The sequence below is a fragment of the Imperialibacter roseus genome (assembly GCF_032999765.1).
Lineage (GTDB): Bacteria > Bacteroidota > Bacteroidia > Cytophagales > Cyclobacteriaceae > Imperialibacter > Imperialibacter roseus.
The window spans coordinates 894,098-910,840 of the sequence record NZ_CP136051.1; the positions used below are offsets into that span (position 1 = coordinate 894,098).

Sequence of the window (16,743 nt, forward strand, 5' to 3'; positions counted from 1 at the left end):
ATTTTATCATCGGCGTGGCTAAGATGTAGTGGAAGCGGAGCTGCATAAAACTCCCACACTCATTTTACCGAGGCGTTACCGCCAATGGCATGACTGCACAATCACTACTAATTACAGGCCTGTTTCTGACAACTTTGGCATCCTGCGATATCCAAGGGTCTTCAAAGATTGAAAAGACTTGGGTGCCTATTGGTGGCGTGTCGTCAGACTCCACAATTACCGAGACGGACTATCAGATTGTCCTGCAATTTGAAAATGACAGTTTGCATCTGTTTTTGTTTGGACGAGATGAGGCTGTATTCCCCTATCGAATCTCTGACGGTCAAATATTGTCAGACGCTTATTCAAGTGCTGAGATAACCCAACTAACCGACTCAATTCTTGCTATTCAATTCACCGACGACGACATCGTGGTTTTTAATCCACTAAAGAGACAACCAACAAAAGGCATTGAAAGTAAATCCAAACTCAGTGACCTGCTAAGTGACAAGGAATGGTCGTTGGAATCGAAGAGCATTCGAAGTCGAATTTTGTACATTTATTCTATCAATCGTAAAGACGAGTTGCTACTGGACGGCCTAAACGAGGTAAATAGCTTTGACCGGCTCGATATTGCGGCAAACGAGGAAATCCGGTATTCGGAGGGATATTGGGCTGTTCAAGATATTGATGGACAGATTTTGATTAACCTGGAGATCCTTTTTGATGCCAATGACCACCGGATCCTTCAAGTTGACAGCCTCAATGAATCTGCCATTTACTGCACAAGTTGGATTCAAGGAATAGCGGAAAAGGTGGTGCTATCTGTCAAAGGCCAAAGTGGTGATAGCGAATCGACGTTAATTGCTGCACTAACCGACTCAGACTGGGTGATTACAGACTATAGCAAAGCTGGCCAACGGATTGGCACTCAGCATGGGTTCGAAAAATTAGACTCCGACTTACTCCTAGCAGAAAAGCATCTCGCTTCTTCGCAAGTGGTCTATGATTTTGATACTAATGGCACTTACACGGTTTCAATCAATTCCACAAAAGCTATGACAGGAAATTGGGAATTACTTCCGGACAATAAAATAATACGACTTTCAAATATAGAATGTCCAAATTGCCACTTGCCCGACCATGGTTACATCAACATCAGACACTTAGACTCCGACAGTTTGGTATTTGTAAAGGAGGAATATCTTTACACGGGGGACGCAAGCTTCGATGTTTGGGCTATATCGGAAATTTTTGAAAAAAGGCGGTAACACGCCGGTAAAATGAATGTGGGCTTAATCGGTTGTCAGAGGTCAGTTGGCTTGGAATATCCGCCACAAGGGTTAATTTTATCATCAGCGTGGCTAAGATGTAGTGGAAGCGGAGCTGCATAAAACTCCCACACTCATTTTACCGAGGCGTTAGGCACAAAAGCATACATGACGAAAATATTCGTGCAAATATCGATTCTTCTGCTAGTTGCAACTCAGGTACTTGCTCAATCTGATCAAGAATTAGCAGTTAGCCAAGCATTAGCTGCCAAGACGATCAACGAAGTTGAGCAGATAGGTGGCAAGCAAAAATTTTATGTAGAGCACACCGATCAGCTAAATTCAGACGTAACACAGACAAATTGGCGGCCGGCCAAAGGAAAAAAAATCGGACGAATTGCCCTCCTGACTCTTTCCATTAATGGGAAAATATTTTATTCCGAGATATACTCATGGGATATCAATGACGAATTTGACGGGTTTGATCATCAGATTCTTCAGAGCAAGCTAGATAGTACTTTTTCCTTTCCTTCATTTGATCCAGACCATTTAGAACGTCTGCCAAACAGGACGACATTCGGTTATGGCTGCGGGGCTGCCGGACAAATGCCCGAAGAGGGAAAGAAGATGCTTACACTTGTTCAGGCAGCCAATACCGACGAACTTAAAAACTGGTTATTTAGTATCAACCCCGTCAGACAGGCCTACTCGTATTTGGGATTCTGTTTACTACAAGCCAACGGGACGGAATTGGACACTGACATCAAGACCAAAATGAGCCAAGTAAAGGAGTCTGGACTTCTTGTCTATTTCTGTGATGGATGCATCATAAGGGAACCAATGTCACTAAGTGAAGTCCTGGACGACACCAGCATAAAACGCTTTACTGCCAGACAACAATAATAAATGTGCCTAACACAGCGGTAAAAATGAATGTGGGCTTCACCGGTTGTCAAAGGTCAGTTGGCTTGGAATATCCGCCACAAATTATAAATTTATCATCCGCGTGGCTAAGATGTAGTGAAAGCGGAGCTGCATAAAACTCCCACACTCATTTTACCGAGGCGTTAGCAACAAGAATATCTGCTGAGATGCACTACAAGACGGACAAATCCATACCTGCATTTCTGCAACACCTTGAGACGGTTACAACTGCAGGCTCTGCTTCTTTGGTTGTCGGGCCATTTCTGCTGTTGCACTACTTACTCAACGGCTCAAATAGGCGAGACTTCTACGGCCACATTTACAACACAGGTTTTGATATTGCGATAATCAAAGGTCTTAGTCCCTCATTTTATACTTTAAACGGACAACTGTCTGAGACTGACCAGGGGGTGGTTGTCGAGGTGAGGTATGACTTGCTAATTTTTCCTGTTTTGATTTTCACTTTAATTTCAATAGCGCTGACGTTGGGTAGTGTATTCATGTTTTGGAAGTTTAATAATTGGGAGGACGGATTTTTCTTGAGCGGAATGCTTCTGTTGACTGTTGCTATGGGTGGACTCGGTGCTAGGAATGATCGCCAGAGGTTGCGCAGACATTTCGTTGCCTTGACCGGTGTGACGGAAATTGTCAAATAGACAACAGACCCGCACGTCGACAGCCCAACTGAAAATGTTGCTAACACAACAGTAAAGTGAATGTGGGCTTCACCGGATGACATAGGGAAGTTGGCTTGGATTGCCCGCCACAATTTATAATTTTAACATTGCCGTGGCTAAGTGCCAGTGGAAGCGGAGCTGCATTAAACTCCCACACTCACTTTACTGAGGCGTTATAGGCAATAGAGCTTCTTCATGCATAAAAGTTTCAGGTACGGCATTTTATCGACAGTTCTTATCGGGCTGCTATTTCAATTCCAGTCAGATCTAAAGTCCGTAGGTCTTCTTCTTCTCTTCTTGATTCTCCCCGTCTTGCTTGTGATCGTGCTATCGACAACCTCGACCGCACTACTGACAACAGAGAAAAAACTATCTAGACCATTTCTCGCAACGATAGCAACAACTACAGTTTCACTTTTGCTATATGTGGCTATGAGAATCCTGCATTTACCTGGGACACCTGAGATGTTCACAATCGCAACATCTCTTTCAATCCTGACTGTAATTGTCGGATGTCTGTATGTATATCTAAATACTAATGTATTGGGACCGGAACTTATCTTGATTTTCTTGCCCGTTGTCATGGTGGTTTGGCATGTTGTTCCACTAAATACACGAAGCCAGCACAGACCAGAATACCCAGAGTTGATCTCCAACTTAATATGGAGTCAAGAAGCGGTGTTCGGAGATGCAGTCAATGAATGTGATGTTGCAAAAACAGTTGCGGACTTTAGAACTAAACTAATTGATCATTCTGGTGGGCGTGATGAGAATGGCGTGATGCTAGGTGTCTACAATACCGAACTAGTAGAAATTTATCGACAACATGCCGCTGATTTGGTGGACTCTTTGGCACCATCATATTTGAACAGGACGCTGATAGCAGACGCTGCGAATGTCGGAGAACTTGTCTTATGCCTTGGAGAATTGACAAATCAAGTATTTGCTGACAAATGCCTATAACACGCCGCTAACAATGAATGGCGGTTTCATCGGTTTTCAATCATTTGTAGGTTTGGATTGTCCGCCACAAAGTATAAATTTATTAGCGGCGTGGCTAAGTGCTAGTGGAAACGGAAGTGCATAACATTCCAGCACTCATGTTAGCGAGGCGTTATCAGCAAAGACTTACTAGACGTGAAAAAAGTTGGGCTTCTTCTCATCTTCGGAATTGTGGCAGGACTCATAGGCTACCTGAGCTTCGAAGAACTGCTGTACTCTGAGTATTGGCTGCAACGGAAAATCAACAGCTACTCATGTATCGAGCCGTTGCTGGACGTACCAAAGGGAACTGCTCAATTGAAGTATAAATTTTTGAAGGATGATGAAATTGACCTTGAGGTTTCTATTAATGACGCTGGATATGTATTTCTATCGACCGGAACCTGGCATTCGGACTCTCCAGCAGCCAAGAGTTTCAACTTCAGAACCGACCCTGAAATAACTCAAAAGATTATAGACGACTTCAGGTCTCGTTATTCCGAAGCCGAGCTCAACTCATATGACGACCACTTAAATGCCTCTTACTATACATTGGAATTCACCGATTTACTGGCCGACGCAGAATTATCGGTCGGATTTTATAACTACATACCCAGTGCAGAATTCCTGGAGCTGACCTCAGAGCTTGTGACATTGGGAAACGCTGTCATGGAAGACTTTTAAAAGCTGATAACACAGCGGTAAAAATGAATGTGGGCTTTATTGGTTATCAAAGGTCAGTTGTCTTGGATTGCCCGCCACAATTTATAATTTTAACATCGCCGTGGCTAAGTGCCAGTGGAAGCGGAGCTGTATAAAACTCCCACACTCACTTTACTGAGGCGTTGTAGCCAATTTGGATTTTCTGGCGTTGGGCGCATGTGAGATCGAAGCCTTTGCTGTCTTCAACTGGCTGAAAAAAAAAGCTCTCGTTTCAAGCCGCTCGGTAAACGACTTCTGTGTCATCATACAACCCCTCATCCTGATCACGCCCAATCAGCCATCGCTTGGCCCCCCTCTCTGATGGATACCCCCCGACTCGGCCAGCGCACTTCGTAGGTGTAATTGACAGGTCTAAGGCCGTGACACCCCCCGCTCTGTTTTTCGCCCACGCCGCTTACACACATTCCCCTTACACTGGCGATTCACGCCCACACGGCCATCGCACCTGCAGTGAACAGTCATTCTGCAAGGCCGCTGGACAACTGCTACCCAAGGACGGCTGTCCTGCTGATGGCGCTGCTAGACAATGAAAAAGGCTACAACACAGGTGTATAGCGAATGCCCAAGCTGCATAATGGAAGCGGTAGTAGGAGAGTAGTGCCGTTTCGCTCGTCAAGCAGCGGAGGGCTATGGAAAAGTTGCCGGTTCCAGGTTATGCTGAATGGCTAAACCAGTCTTTGCTGTTTCGAGCGAATCGGCTATCTTTCTGCAATTAGAAACGGTGTGGGGCACTCGCCATACACAGGCGTTGTATGGCATTGCAGGAATGAAGAAAACCATAGTCATCGGACTACTAACAGCAGCATTTGTTGTCCTTTATTATCTTGGCGGAGTCTTTTACGCTGGATCAGAATTTCTTTTGCTACCAGTCATGTTGATGCTTCTTCTTGCAGCGGTTGCTGGACCACTTACACTTTTACTTTCGAGTTACAAGTTCTTTAAGGGTCAACGACTCGGAAATCTGCTAATTTGGACAAATGGTCTAGCTATTGGGGCTTATGTAGGCTATTTCGCTACCAAGCCGATTCTTAAATGGGACACAGACCAGCGGGATACCAGTGGACAGATAATATCGAAACGGCTTGAGGATTACAAAGTAGCGAACGGACATTATCCCGCCGACTTGGCTGACCTGGACGAAGCATCCTTGAATGAAGTTTTGCCAGCTGCATACCAAGTGAGCCGGTTCAGCTACTTTCTGGACGATAAGGACTATCATCTAGATATCCCGATTCCTATTACAGATCGATGGCACTGGGACAAGAGTGAGAAAATTTGGAAGTACCAATAAAGCCATACAACACAAACCTAAGACATCATGGGGCCTTAGCTGTAAGGAAATCGCAGTGGGGATTGCAGTCCCCGCCACTTTGTGTATTTTTATCATCGGTGTGGCTAAGTACGTACGGTGGCGGATTCTCTTACCAATCCCCACGCTGCTTAGCTAGGCGTTATCAGCAAAGACTTACTAGACGTGAAAAAAGTTGGGCTTCTTCTCATCTTCGGAATTGTGGCAGGACTCACAGGCTACCTGAGCTTCGAAGAACTGCTGTACTCTGAGTATTGGCTGCAACGGAAAATCAACAGGTACTCATGTATCGAGCCGTTGCTGGACGTACAAAAGGGAACTGCTCAATTGAAGTATAAATTTTTGAAGGATGATGAAATTGACCTTGAGGTTTCTATTAATGACGCTGGATATGTATTTCTCTCGACCGGAACCTGGCATGAGGACTCTCCAGCAGCCAAGAGTTTCAACTTCAGAACTGACCCTGAAATAACTCGAAAGATTATAGACGACTTCAGGTCTCGTTATTCCGAAGCCGAGCTTAACTCATATGACGACCACTTAAATGCCTCTTACTATACATTGGAATTCACCGATTTATTGGCAGACGCAGAGTTATCGGTCGGATTTTATAACTACATACCCAGTGCAGAATTCCTAGAGCTGACTTCAGAGCTTGTGACATTGGGAAACGACGTGATGGAAGACTTTAAAAACTGATAGCAAAAGGCTTTGATCACATGACGAAAAAGTTTCTGCACACGGATAAGAAAGCAAACGGAGTAAACAGCAAAAGTGAATTCATAATTCCCGACATTTTTGAACTAAAGAGCCGACTTGTCGGACTGGAAACCGGGACAATATATCAATGCGGTTTAGTTGTTTATACCGGTTTAGACTTATCACCAGCTGACATCTTTACCAAAATCGAAGTCAAACGTCCGAATACTAAGATCGACAAGAGACAGGCTGAACTGCTCTTATCAAATTTTCTTATTCAGTTGAAGGCTGCAAAGATCGGAAAGAAGTTGGCGATAGACACTCAATTTGGGTTAATCGAAACTAAGTAGGATCAACATGAGCGTTAGCTATGCGAGGCACGGCTGAATAGAAGCTGATAACACAGCGGTAAAAATGAATGTGGGCCTCACCGGTTGTCAATGGTCAGTTGGCTTGGATTGTCCGCCACAAATTTTAATTTTATCATCGGTGTGGCTAAGATGTAGTGGAAGCGGAGCTGCATAAAACTCCCACACTCATTTTACCGAGGCGTTGTGAGCTATTTTCGGAGTGGCTAAAAACTATCAAACACCAAACTTGACTGAAGCGGAGTACATACTAGAAATAAAAAAGATTGACCTGGTTCTTAAAGACAAGGTCAGCAATGTAGTTTCATGTAATGAATCAGAATATTGGTTTGGTGTTGAGCCTATTAACAATGACGATCAGTGCATTTGGATACAATATGAATCCAAAGAAATAAGAGTTGGCATTGGGCCGGTTTATGAAGTTTTCGATGACAAGTCTGAGGGGCAAGAACTCATCAATGGAGTAAGACGATTCATTCAGTTATTGACAAATCCTATAAATGTGATTTCTCACTATAGAGGTGATTTTAAGTTCCGAGCTGATTACTACCTAATGATTAAAAGTAACCAGGAGCTAATTGGTACGAGCTTGACATGGCTTTACCCTTTTTGGCAGAGAAAGTCGTCAAAATCGCAAATTCAAAGTCATATCATCTCACCAACTGAGCTAAGTTACTTCTGATAGAATCATAAGGTGGCGGCTTAAAACAACGGAAAAGAATGATGGCAAAGGCGACACCACCTTGGGCTAACGGGCCCGGTGAACTTTTAAAACACGGACTTCGGCTATTGCAAAAAGATTCGGATACCAACAGACGAATTGCAATGATTTGCATTGACAATTCTATTGAGTTGATGATGAAAACGTTCTTAGGACTTCCCTTTAGAATAACAGGTATAAAAATTAGCAGGAAAGACTACGCCGACATGGTAGAAAGTTTCCCAAAGTTGCTTGATGCAATCGAAACGCACGCTTCAGACAAGATTGTTGGCATTGATTTAGGCGAAATTGAATGGTTTCACAGACTACGGAACGAACTTTACCATCAAGGAAATGGATTGACAGTTGATAGGAAAAATGTTGATGTTTATGCTGAAATAGCAAATCTGCTTTTTCTAAATCTGTTCGGGTTTAAACTAATTGAGGAACAGGAAGATAAAACCGAGCTTCTTGGCAAATTCATGGAGGCATGGATAAAATTTGAGCAGACTAGTACGAGCATGTCATTCATACTGAGCGAAGACGAAAAGAGAAGGATGCCAATGGATGCTCTTAGATTGATATATAAGAGTAACTTCCTAACTGTTTCTGAATTCAAAAGGTTGGAATTAATTCGCAGGATAAGGAATGAAGTTGTTCATGGCGTGCAGGATTATGAAAGCAGTATTGATCAACAGATAATTGATGAGCTAAAGCAAATAACAAAACAAATTGAAACCAGGGTACTAGAGGCAACCAAGTAAATAGTACCTAAAATGGATTTGCGGACTCCAAGCCTATGAGCTTCAAATTTCACTGCAAAATCCTAGTCTGGACTATTGCGCCAGGCGGGACACGACTGAATATTGGCTTAGTTAAAGAGTCGAGACAGTAGCTCACTACCTTACTGACCTACGATTAGAAAAGCTCACAACACAAACCTATCATGCATGGGGGTTTCGATAGTGAGGCAACGACAGCTCACTTGGAATCTCCGCCACAAAGTATAAATTTATCAGTTGAGTGGCTAAGTGCTAGCGGGAGCTGAACTGCATTAAAAACCCCCACGCACGATAGCTAGTCGTTGTGAGCAATAGACTGATAATCATGGAATTTCTGCGCAAACTTTTTGGACTTCAAAAATCGAACTCTGAGCATGGGGTGGTAATTCACTTCAATTACAATAAGGAGGACTTGGCCCCGCTACAAGATCTGGAAAGAAGGCTTGATGACGTATTAAAAGGTAAAGCCGTAGGGGATTATGATGGTAACGAAATCGCAGTAGACTATTCGGATGGGTATTTATTCTTATATGGCAGGAATGCCGAAGAACTATTCGCAGAAATTAAAGGAACACTTGAATCGACCGACTTCATGTCGGGAGCGAATGTCAAATTGAGATTTGGTCCTCCAGAGGATGGAGTTAAGGAAATTGAATTTAAACTCAATTAATGTTTGCTGCTCAGACAAAAGCAAGAGGAATCGATTTGAAAACTATTTACCAAACGCTCATCTGGGCCGGTATTTTGATTTTCATTACCGGAGTTATCTGTGACGCAAAAGCTATCGAGTACTTGAGATATGGAGCGATAGTCGGACCCATACTTTTTGGTATCGGGACCATCATTTGGATTCCTTTGCGAATCAAAAATCCGATCCTTCATCCAATGAACTTCCATGAATACAAATCAACAGCAGATGCGTTTCTAGCCTTCATATTCAATAATTTTATGTTGGAGTTTTGGGCCTTCTGTTGCGCTTTTGGAATGCTGATGGTGACAGGTGGAGGCGCAGCGATGAAAAGTTCTGGCGGTTTCAATGCTGCTGTAACAACTATAATGGCAGACGACGAGCTGACCAACCGTATTGGCGAATTCCAAGGAACCGGAATACTGGTGTCCGGCTCAACTAGTTCGACCAAGGCACACCTCATTTTTAGCGCATATGGGACAACCGGCGGGACACGGGTCAGTATTAGTTTGGCTAAAGAGTCCGGACAATGGCTTACTACCTCACTGACCTACGATTAGAAATGCTCACAACACAGCGGTAAAAATGAATGTGGGCTTCACTGGTTGTCAAAGGTCAGTTGGCTTGGAATCTCCGCCACAAAGTATAATTTTATCATCAGCGTGGCTAAGATGTTGTGGAAGCGGAGCTGCATAAAACTCCCACACTCATTTTACCGAGGCGTTAGTAGCAATAATCTTGACGCAGAAATACAGCATTAACCGAACTGCAACGTATAAATCTCTGAAATACTGGAGACATCTGCTTTCGTCGGCTCCTTTAGTAATAATCCTGGCTGCTCCATTCGCTCACTATATCAAGGGTATGGACTGGGACACTGCAAAAGTAGTCGGACCCATATCTGCCTTAGTCGGTTATGCAATAATTGGAGCGGTACCGACTCTTATTATGCATTTGGTTCATTATTTCTCAAATAGGGGCGTTCAAATCATCGTCGACCAAGAGTCTGCGTGTGTTACATTCAGAAGGGAAATTGAATTTACCTACTCATTTGACGACCTGACCGTGACCCAACATTCGTCACTTTATCAGGAGAACAAAAGACGCATACCTACCAGCTGGTCGAACTATTCATTTCTACAAGTCCGAACTTCGGACAACAAGGAATTCAATATCAGCTCGATCATTATGTCCATGGATGAGTTTCCTGTCAAACCATTGAACTATTCTTACTCATTTTGGCCTGCAATGGCTGATTGGTGCATCCATCATGACTACAATCGGAACAAGCTGTTGACGGTCTGGAAAGATAGGTTCTCCAAATTGACAATTGAGCAAATAGAATCCCAGCTTAAAGAAGGGAATCGGCTAGAGCAGCTCCCTAAACAGGCTTTGGAGGAACTACTAGCGGAAAAAAAGCTACTAACACAACAGTAAAGTGAATGTGGGCTTCACCGGATGCCATAGGGAAGTTGGCTTGGATTGCCCGCCACAATTTATAATTTTAACATTGCCGTGGCTAAGTGCCAGTGGAAGCGGAGCTGCATTAAACTCCCACACTCACTTTACTGAGGCGTTATCCGCAATGATCATAGACCTTAACTAATCTGCGAATTGGAGTTTGACCCACCCATCCCTTCGAGAAGCACAGACGAACTCATAGCGATCATTGCTTTCCCTGACATGTGGAACCTTGCCGCGGTGGAACAAGCAAGAAGTGAGCTTGCAAAGCGGAACGTTGGGACAGATGAGCAGGCGGAGAGAATTGCCTTGGTATCCAGACAAGCCGAACAAGAACAAAAGCGAGAGATGGAAGCCAAGGCAGTCGAAACCTATGGCTTATACGACCTTTTTTGGATGTCCGTCAAGTTACCATATACGATTTTAAGCGACTGGTATCTTAAAAGAGATGGATATACTCGCAAGCACAAAGAAAGACTTTATTCAATCGGTGCCGGTATTGTGATGTATGCTTTTATACTTCTGTGGGTTGACTATTCATATGACATAACGCAACGAAAATGGCAGAACGAGGTAAACAACCAAGACATCTACGAATGGGAAAGAGATTACTACTCGGACGAGGAGTTTGCCAGCCGACGTAGAGAATCTATCGAACTAGCGATTCAGACAGTAAGAGACAACGATGCTCGTGGTGTAACTACGCTCGTCCTACTCGGTACGGACACTATTCAGACCTCCAACATTGAACTGCTTCATAACCTGGATCCGCTTTTAATCAGAGACGTGGTATTTGAGGCAGACCCAAAGACAGGGGAATCCCGGCTGATTCGGGTGAAACTGGTGGAAAAAGCGGATAACACAAGGCTATAGCGAATGGGGGCTGTTCAGGTTAGTTGAGTGCAGTTGGCTTGGATTCTCCGCCACAACGCCTATTTTTATCTTCTGCGTGGCTAAGTGCGAGTGGTAAGCGAAGTGCATTACAAAACCCCACTCGCCATAGCCGGGCGTTATATGCCATAACCTTCTGGACGGAGATGAGCCAACTGCATTGAACTTCAACAACCATTAGGAAATTCGTAATTTCTATGAACAAAGTGATCAAAACTATTACGATAATAATTGCCGTACTGGGTGTATTAGTTTTTCTAGGTTATAGACTCTTAATTCTCATGAGTGGCATGCATCCGATCCCTTCCAGAACTCTACTTCTGAACAACTTTAAAGGAACTCAAACGGTTGAATTCCAAGCTAGGGATGATCAGAAACACATCCACGGACTTTTGCTTGAAGTACATGGGAACATATCCGATACCCTAACTTTCACTTTTGGCATGAACGACTCAACAATCTATAGAACTGAACAACTGACTCCAGGGATTGTTGATTTTAAATATAGTGCTGACTGGTACTCAACCTTGTGCTTCTTAACTTTTGAGCCAACAACTGACAGTATCGACGGGGAATTGCAACTGGAATACAAGTTTTTCGGAGAATAAAGGCATATAACACGCCGCTAACAATGAATGGTGGCTTCATCTGTTTTCTATCATTTGCTGGCTTGGATTCTCCGCCACAAACCATAAATTTATCAGCGGCGTGGCTAAGTGCTAGTGGAAACGGAAGTGCATAACATTCCACCACTCATGTTAGCGAGGCGTTAGGCATAATAAAATGGGTATCGGACAATGGCTTCTTGCGACAGTATTTCCCCCGTACAGACACAAGCTTGATCGAGTGGAAAATCAAAAGCTGTTGAGCAGTATATTCAATGCGTTGCCAGCGCCCTACCAATTTCTAGCTGATCAAGAAAGACAAACCAAGACTTTCTATCTATCTGACCATCCAGGAGCTCCAGGCTTCAAATTCGTATCACTATCTTACCCCGGCGACAGTCTCAAACTATTCATAGATAAGACCAAGAATTTCAAGCTATCGGGCATCTTGTTGTTCTCCAATTTGACCAAACAGCTTGAGAGTGTTGATGTGCTAATTCATAATGGACTCATCGAAGGGCTTCGAATATCTAACAGTGACTACAGTGCTGACGAATTTGACTTTAATCAAATCAGTGTGGATCGTCTAACCGAATCAGAATTTGCATTTCAACCAAGTGAGGCGGATTTGGTCTTTAATTCGCTAGTTGCAAAGGATCAGATACGAATTGACGAGCAATCATTCATGGACATACAAGTAGGTAACAGAACCTACTATACGATTTATGACTTGGAAGACGGCAACTATCTCGGCATTGACAAGAAGCAGAGGGTCTACTCATTGGTTCATGACGCAACTCCTGCCTCCAAGCTCATGAACTATTCTCTGGATGAAATATTAACAAAGATTCTTTCCGGCGAATTCGACGCCTCTAAGCATCTTGCCGACCGATATAAAACAAGCCGATAGAAAATATGCCTAACACAACAGTAAAGTGAATGTGGGCTTCACCGGATGCCACAGGGCAGTTGGCTTGGATTGACCGCCACAATTTATAATTTTAACATCGCCGTGGCTAAGTGCCAGTGGAAGCGGAGCTGCATAAAACTCCCACACTCACTTTACTGAGGCGTTAGGGCATATAGTGACTGCATGAAACCGAAACAGGCAACATTCTGCGTTATACTTCTTTGCTGCTGCCACAGTGAGCATACGCTAATGGTCACCAAAGAACTTCTAGCTGGAAAATGGATCGACGTCGGTTCATACAAAAATGGCAAACCGCTTTATGATACTCTGGGTGTTGAGCTAAATCAAGATTTTGAAGGTGCTGTCAATGAATTAAAGTATGTAATCAGGACGGACAGTGGCGTATTCAAACACATATATACGGCAGACTCGAACAGATTTGTTGGTATCGAGCCTGCAACAGAGCTATCAATTGGAGAGTATCAATTTATCAGTGATTCTGTTGCGAACTTAACTTACTACCAAATTGATACTTCGCACTTTCAAACTACCGACTCTAAGATGTTTGGTCATACTGAGGAAGTAAGACTTATAGAATCTGACTCTGGCATTGTCATGGAGGTTCCATATCCCAGCAATTTACGGAATGAATATTCTGATCCGACTTACCATGTTTTTGTAAAGCGGCTGACCACCGACTCTCTAATTCTCCAGTTCGGCAACGGAGGAACTATATACGTCAGATTTAAAATGCCCTAACACGCCGCTAACAATGAATGGCGGTTTCATCAGTTTTCAATCATTCGCTGGCTTGGATTTTCGGGGACGCCTAGTCCGCCACAAACCATAAATTTATCAGCGGCGTGGCTAACTGCTAGCGGAAACCGAAGTGCATAACATTTCGCCACTCATTTAGTGTGCCGGGAAGTAGAAAATCGGGAAATCGTAAGCGCTGCATGCTGTATGTAGCGTTACCCTTTTATGATTTCTGCCTCACTCCCACAGGAAATACAATTCAAGTTTATGGGGCCGCTGGATTCTATTTGATATTATACCCCATTAATCGCACAATGGGTAATGATACTACTTATTGCCAAAGGGATCATAAGACATCCAGTCTACCTCCATTTGGTAAGGCTGTAATGGTTTTTCGATAGATTGTGGATTTGTTTCAACCGACCAACTGTCGGTATGCCAAAAATTCATCCGATAGTGTGTTCGGTTTTGTGGGATACCCCTTGAGGATCCGTGGTAGTCCCACAACACAACTTTTTCATCACTGTCGGGGCGCTTAATCCACCAGCGGATACGATCTTCAAACCAATCAAAACCGTAGGTATAAAATGTAGAAGAGGCATCAAAATCAGGAATAGCCCCGATAGTTTCCGGTTGGTTTTGTTCGCCGGTCAAAGGTATACGTGTACCGGCATGACCTTCTCTGTAGGTGGTTTCATAGATTATGCCTTTGGCCAGATTGATGGTCCTGCCAATTCGTTTTAACTTTCCCGACTGCCCTCCCGTCCACGTACCCACATAAATAACAGTAGGGTCGGCAGGGAGCCATTCAAAGTCAATTTCACTCAATCCGGCTACACTATCCACATGGTAAGTGAAATAACCCACCACAGCCCCCAGATTCGGTTGAATATCTCTTACCTGAGGAACTTTCAGCCGTGCCGAATAGGTGCCAAAATGCGTAAAGCCTTTTGAGATAATCTCGGGCCCACGTCCAGCGCCGGCCCTATCCTCGGGGTCTATTTTAAAGGAAAGAATTTTAGTGCCCGGTTCAGATGGAGAATTTGCACCCAGTTCGTATTTAAAACTGGCTTTGGTTCCGGTGGAGCCATACCTAAAGTAGCTTGAAGTAGAATCCTCAAAATTCTCGACAAATGAACCATGATTCTTGACAGTTTGAGAAATTGCGAGAAAAGGAATGAAAAATAAAAATGCCAATAGGAAGTGTTGTTTCATAGTAATGCCCAATTGAATTGAGGAATGAAAATACAAAAAAAAAGTTGCTCTATTTATAAGTTATTCAAACACGGTAAGGCATAGTGTAGCCGCCCCAGGGAACTGGCCAGGATTGGTTTATTTCTCTTCTTCTTTCGATTGCCGCTCTCCCCCAAGTTTAGCAAAACGGTAACTTGATGGAGGTATCAGTCAAGATTGTGGCTTACCTGCTGGCGAAATGCTACAATTCAAATGTTCCTGATCAGCGTAATAGTGGGCTTGGATTCTCCTGCACAACGACTTTTTATATCTTCAGCATAACCAACTTCAAATGAAAGCGAAGCCACCCAAAACTTACCCTATTATTTTACGTTGGTGGCAATTGTAGCAGGCCTCAGTAACAACATACAGTAATGCAAGACATACTATTTGACTTTATAGCAAAATACATTACCCTGACCGAAGAGGAGAAGAACGCCATCAATTCCGTAGATATTTTTCGGTCGGTAAAGAAGGGGACGGTTTTACTCAGCAGAGGGCAGCAATCGAAAAACAGCTTCTTCGTTCTGAAAGGCTGTATCCGGACTTATTACATCATAGACGGAGAAGAAAAAACTACTGCTTTCTATACGGAAATGGACGCCTTAACACCTCATTGTGTGATCAACAAAGCGCCCTCCGACTATTACATTAGTTGTGTTGAAGACACTATTCTTACAGTTTCGAATTTAGATATGGAAGAAGAGATCAATGCTAAATTTCCAAAGTTTGAAATCATGTGCAGAAAAATGTCGGAAGAGTTGTTGGCCAAACACCAAATAGACTTCGACGGGTTTAAGACTTCTTCCCCTGAGCAGCGATATTTGAATGTATTGCAGTCCCGACCAGACCTTCTTCAGCGGGTTCCTCAGCACCAGCTGGCAAGCTATCTCGGCATGACGCCACAATCATTGAGCAGGTTACGGGCAAGAATTTCGGAGAAAGACAGAGGGAAGTAGTCATTTATTAACTTAAGTGAACGTTATGAGGCTACCTGCCCATCTACTTTTGCAGCATCATTTTCACCAAAAAAAGATATGCAAAAGAAAATTCTGGTCATTGGCTTCGCCTTTTTGCTGACAAGCTTCTTACCACTCAAAGCTCAATCGGCCAAACAAGACAGTACTTATAAAAAATGGTTTGTTGGAAGTACGCTACTGCTCCTGGGCAATTTGGATGGCACTAACAATCCTGGGTATATACAAATAAATGCAGGATATAGGATTACACCTAAAGACGTTATTCAATTTAGATTTAAAAAGTCTAAGTATGCGTGGCCACTAGGTATCCCTTTCGGGCCGGATTTTGATGGGCCAGGGCTAAACTATCCAGGCCATGCACGCATACTTGCTCCTCAAATTGGGTACCAGCGGTTTTGGTGGAAAGGGGCCTATACATCTCTTTATGTATTGAATGCTTTCGAAAAATACATGGATGAGGATAAAAAGAAGATTGGAAATGGATTTACATTATATACAGACTTCTATTTAGGTTATCAGTTTAAGTTTTTCAAGGATCGTTTCTTTTTTGAACCAGCTATCGGATGTAGTTATTGGCCTCTACGAACCGGTGTTCCAGCTTCTTTTACAGCAGTTGAACAAAATTGGCCTAACTACTTTATCCAACCAGGGCTTGATTTTGGATTTAAGTTTTAGCCTCCACGTCGGGCAATTGTCCAGATACTTTTTCACCTGATCCGCATTGACGGCATCGAACTCAAAGAGGCAGTTTGGCTGCTGAATGCAGGTGATCCAAAACAAAGGGAACGGTTTGTCGTGTCCCGCCA

The 16,743-nt window shown here is 43.4% G+C and carries 21 protein-coding genes; 20 read left to right on the forward strand and 1 reads right to left on the reverse strand.

Annotated features, from left to right (window positions below; translation table 11 throughout):
- Nucleotides 1-89: 89 nt before the first annotated feature.
- From RT717_RS03825 to RT717_RS03905, 17 genes are all read left to right on the forward strand, one after another.
- Entirely contained in the window at nt 90-1,250 is a 1,161-nt protein-coding gene (locus tag RT717_RS03825) for a hypothetical protein (RefSeq protein WP_317490409.1), read from the forward strand.
- Between the two features lie 168 nt (nt 1,251-1,418).
- Nucleotides 1,419-2,153: a hypothetical protein gene (locus tag RT717_RS03830; RefSeq protein WP_317490402.1), complete on the forward strand. Its 735-nt coding sequence runs from the start codon at nt 1,419-1,421 to the stop codon at nt 2,151-2,153.
- Nucleotides 2,154-2,341: 188 nt separating this feature from the next.
- Nucleotides 2,342-2,830, forward strand: coding sequence for a hypothetical protein (locus tag RT717_RS03835; protein WP_317490410.1), 489 nt, complete (start codon nt 2,342-2,344; stop codon nt 2,828-2,830).
- 216 nt (nt 2,831-3,046) lie between these two features.
- Entirely contained in the window at nt 3,047-3,814 is a 768-nt protein-coding gene (locus RT717_RS03840) for a hypothetical protein (RefSeq protein WP_317490411.1), read from the forward strand.
- A 174-nt stretch (nt 3,815-3,988) separates the two neighbouring features.
- Nucleotides 3,989-4,516, forward strand: coding sequence for a hypothetical protein (locus RT717_RS03845; protein ID WP_317490412.1), 528 nt, complete (start codon nt 3,989-3,991; stop codon nt 4,514-4,516).
- A gap of 700 nt (nt 4,517-5,216) precedes the next feature.
- On the forward strand, nt 5,217-5,846 hold the full coding sequence (locus RT717_RS03850) for a hypothetical protein (protein WP_317490413.1): 630 nt from the start codon (nt 5,217-5,219) through the stop codon (nt 5,844-5,846).
- Between the two features lie 183 nt (nt 5,847-6,029).
- Nucleotides 6,030-6,563, forward strand: coding sequence for a hypothetical protein (locus tag RT717_RS03855; RefSeq protein ID WP_317490414.1), 534 nt, complete (start codon nt 6,030-6,032; stop codon nt 6,561-6,563).
- A 20-nt stretch (nt 6,564-6,583) separates the two neighbouring features.
- Entirely contained in the window at nt 6,584-6,913 is a 330-nt protein-coding gene (locus tag RT717_RS03860; protein WP_317490415.1) for a hypothetical protein, read from the forward strand.
- 220 nt (nt 6,914-7,133) lie between these two features.
- A complete protein-coding gene (locus RT717_RS03865) occupies nt 7,134-7,613 on the forward strand; it encodes a hypothetical protein (protein WP_317490416.1) in 480 nt (159 codons plus the stop codon).
- Nucleotides 7,614-7,651: 38 nt separating this feature from the next.
- The gene (locus RT717_RS03870; protein WP_317490417.1) at nt 7,652-8,395 is read left to right on the forward strand and encodes a hypothetical protein; all 744 of its coding nucleotides are present in this window, start codon (nt 7,652-7,654) and stop codon (nt 8,393-8,395) included.
- Between the two features lie 343 nt (nt 8,396-8,738).
- Nucleotides 8,739-9,083: a hypothetical protein gene (locus tag RT717_RS03875; RefSeq protein WP_317490418.1), complete on the forward strand. Its 345-nt coding sequence runs from the start codon at nt 8,739-8,741 to the stop codon at nt 9,081-9,083.
- A complete protein-coding gene (locus RT717_RS03880; RefSeq protein WP_317490419.1) occupies nt 9,083-9,661 on the forward strand; it encodes a hypothetical protein in 579 nt (192 codons plus the stop codon). Before RT717_RS03875 ends, RT717_RS03880 begins: the two co-directional genes overlap by 1 nt.
- Before the next feature lie 178 nt (nt 9,662-9,839).
- On the forward strand, nt 9,840-10,538 hold the full coding sequence (locus tag RT717_RS03885; protein ID WP_317490420.1) for a hypothetical protein: 699 nt from the start codon (nt 9,840-9,842) through the stop codon (nt 10,536-10,538).
- A 177-nt stretch (nt 10,539-10,715) separates the two neighbouring features.
- The gene (locus RT717_RS03890; protein ID WP_317490421.1) at nt 10,716-11,435 is read left to right on the forward strand and encodes a hypothetical protein; all 720 of its coding nucleotides are present in this window, start codon (nt 10,716-10,718) and stop codon (nt 11,433-11,435) included.
- Between the two features lie 215 nt (nt 11,436-11,650).
- Entirely contained in the window at nt 11,651-12,061 is a 411-nt protein-coding gene (locus RT717_RS03895; protein ID WP_317490422.1) for a hypothetical protein, read from the forward strand.
- Between the two features lie 256 nt (nt 12,062-12,317).
- A complete protein-coding gene (locus RT717_RS03900) occupies nt 12,318-12,968 on the forward strand; it encodes a hypothetical protein (RefSeq protein ID WP_317490423.1) in 651 nt (216 codons plus the stop codon).
- A gap of 249 nt (nt 12,969-13,217) precedes the next feature.
- Complete coding sequence (locus RT717_RS03905) at nt 13,218-13,727, forward strand: hypothetical protein (protein ID WP_317490424.1); 510 nt, start codon at nt 13,218-13,220, stop codon at nt 13,725-13,727.
- Nucleotides 13,728-14,051: 324 nt separating this feature from the next.
- Here the strand turns inward: RT717_RS03905 and RT717_RS03910 are convergent, their stop codons facing one another.
- Nucleotides 14,052-14,939 carry a glycoside hydrolase family 16 protein gene (locus tag RT717_RS03910; RefSeq protein WP_317490425.1) on the reverse strand — a complete coding sequence of 296 codons (888 nt, stop codon included), beginning with the start codon at nt 14,937-14,939 and terminating at the stop codon, nt 14,052-14,054.
- A 176-nt stretch (nt 14,940-15,115) separates the two neighbouring features.
- Between RT717_RS03910 and RT717_RS03915 the strand changes: the two genes are divergently transcribed.
- From RT717_RS03915 to RT717_RS03925, 3 genes are all read left to right on the forward strand, one after another.
- Complete coding sequence (locus RT717_RS03915; protein WP_317490426.1) at nt 15,116-15,253, forward strand: hypothetical protein; 138 nt, start codon at nt 15,116-15,118, stop codon at nt 15,251-15,253.
- A 78-nt stretch (nt 15,254-15,331) separates the two neighbouring features.
- Nucleotides 15,332-15,916 carry a Crp/Fnr family transcriptional regulator gene (locus tag RT717_RS03920; protein WP_317490427.1) on the forward strand — a complete coding sequence of 195 codons (585 nt, stop codon included), beginning with the start codon at nt 15,332-15,334 and terminating at the stop codon, nt 15,914-15,916.
- A 78-nt stretch (nt 15,917-15,994) separates the two neighbouring features.
- Nucleotides 15,995-16,612 (forward strand): hypothetical protein, encoded by a 618-nt coding sequence (locus RT717_RS03925; RefSeq protein ID WP_317490428.1) that lies wholly within the window; start codon nt 15,995-15,997, stop codon nt 16,610-16,612.
- Nucleotides 16,613-16,743: the final 131 nt, after the last annotated feature.

Coding starts and splice junctions, on each gene's coding strand:
- RT717_RS03825 (WP_317490409.1), top strand. CDS start 90: ATGACTGCACAATCACTACTAATTACAGGCCTGTTTCTGACAACTTTG.
- RT717_RS03830 (WP_317490402.1), top strand. CDS start 1,419: ATGACGAAAATATTCGTGCAAATATCGATTCTTCTGCTAGTTGCAACT.
- RT717_RS03835 (WP_317490410.1), top strand. CDS start 2,342: ATGCACTACAAGACGGACAAATCCATACCTGCATTTCTGCAACACCTT.
- RT717_RS03840 (WP_317490411.1), top strand. CDS start 3,047: ATGCATAAAAGTTTCAGGTACGGCATTTTATCGACAGTTCTTATCGGG.
- RT717_RS03850 (WP_317490413.1), top strand. CDS start 5,217: ATGGCTAAACCAGTCTTTGCTGTTTCGAGCGAATCGGCTATCTTTCTG.
- RT717_RS03860 (WP_317490415.1), top strand. CDS start 6,584: ATGACGAAAAAGTTTCTGCACACGGATAAGAAAGCAAACGGAGTAAAC.
- RT717_RS03870 (WP_317490417.1), top strand. CDS start 7,652: ATGATGGCAAAGGCGACACCACCTTGGGCTAACGGGCCCGGTGAACTT.
- RT717_RS03875 (WP_317490418.1), top strand. CDS start 8,739: ATGGAATTTCTGCGCAAACTTTTTGGACTTCAAAAATCGAACTCTGAG.
- RT717_RS03880 (WP_317490419.1), top strand. CDS start 9,083: ATGTTTGCTGCTCAGACAAAAGCAAGAGGAATCGATTTGAAAACTATT.
- RT717_RS03895 (WP_317490422.1), top strand. CDS start 11,651: ATGAACAAAGTGATCAAAACTATTACGATAATAATTGCCGTACTGGGT.
- RT717_RS03905 (WP_317490424.1), top strand. CDS start 13,218: ATGGTCACCAAAGAACTTCTAGCTGGAAAATGGATCGACGTCGGTTCA.
- RT717_RS03910 (WP_317490425.1), bottom strand. CDS start 14,939: ATGAAACAACACTTCCTATTGGCATTTTTATTTTTCATTCCTTTTCTC.
- RT717_RS03915 (WP_317490426.1), top strand. CDS start 15,116: ATGGAGGTATCAGTCAAGATTGTGGCTTACCTGCTGGCGAAATGCTAC.
- RT717_RS03920 (WP_317490427.1), top strand. CDS start 15,332: ATGCAAGACATACTATTTGACTTTATAGCAAAATACATTACCCTGACC.
- RT717_RS03925 (WP_317490428.1), top strand. CDS start 15,995: ATGCAAAAGAAAATTCTGGTCATTGGCTTCGCCTTTTTGCTGACAAGC.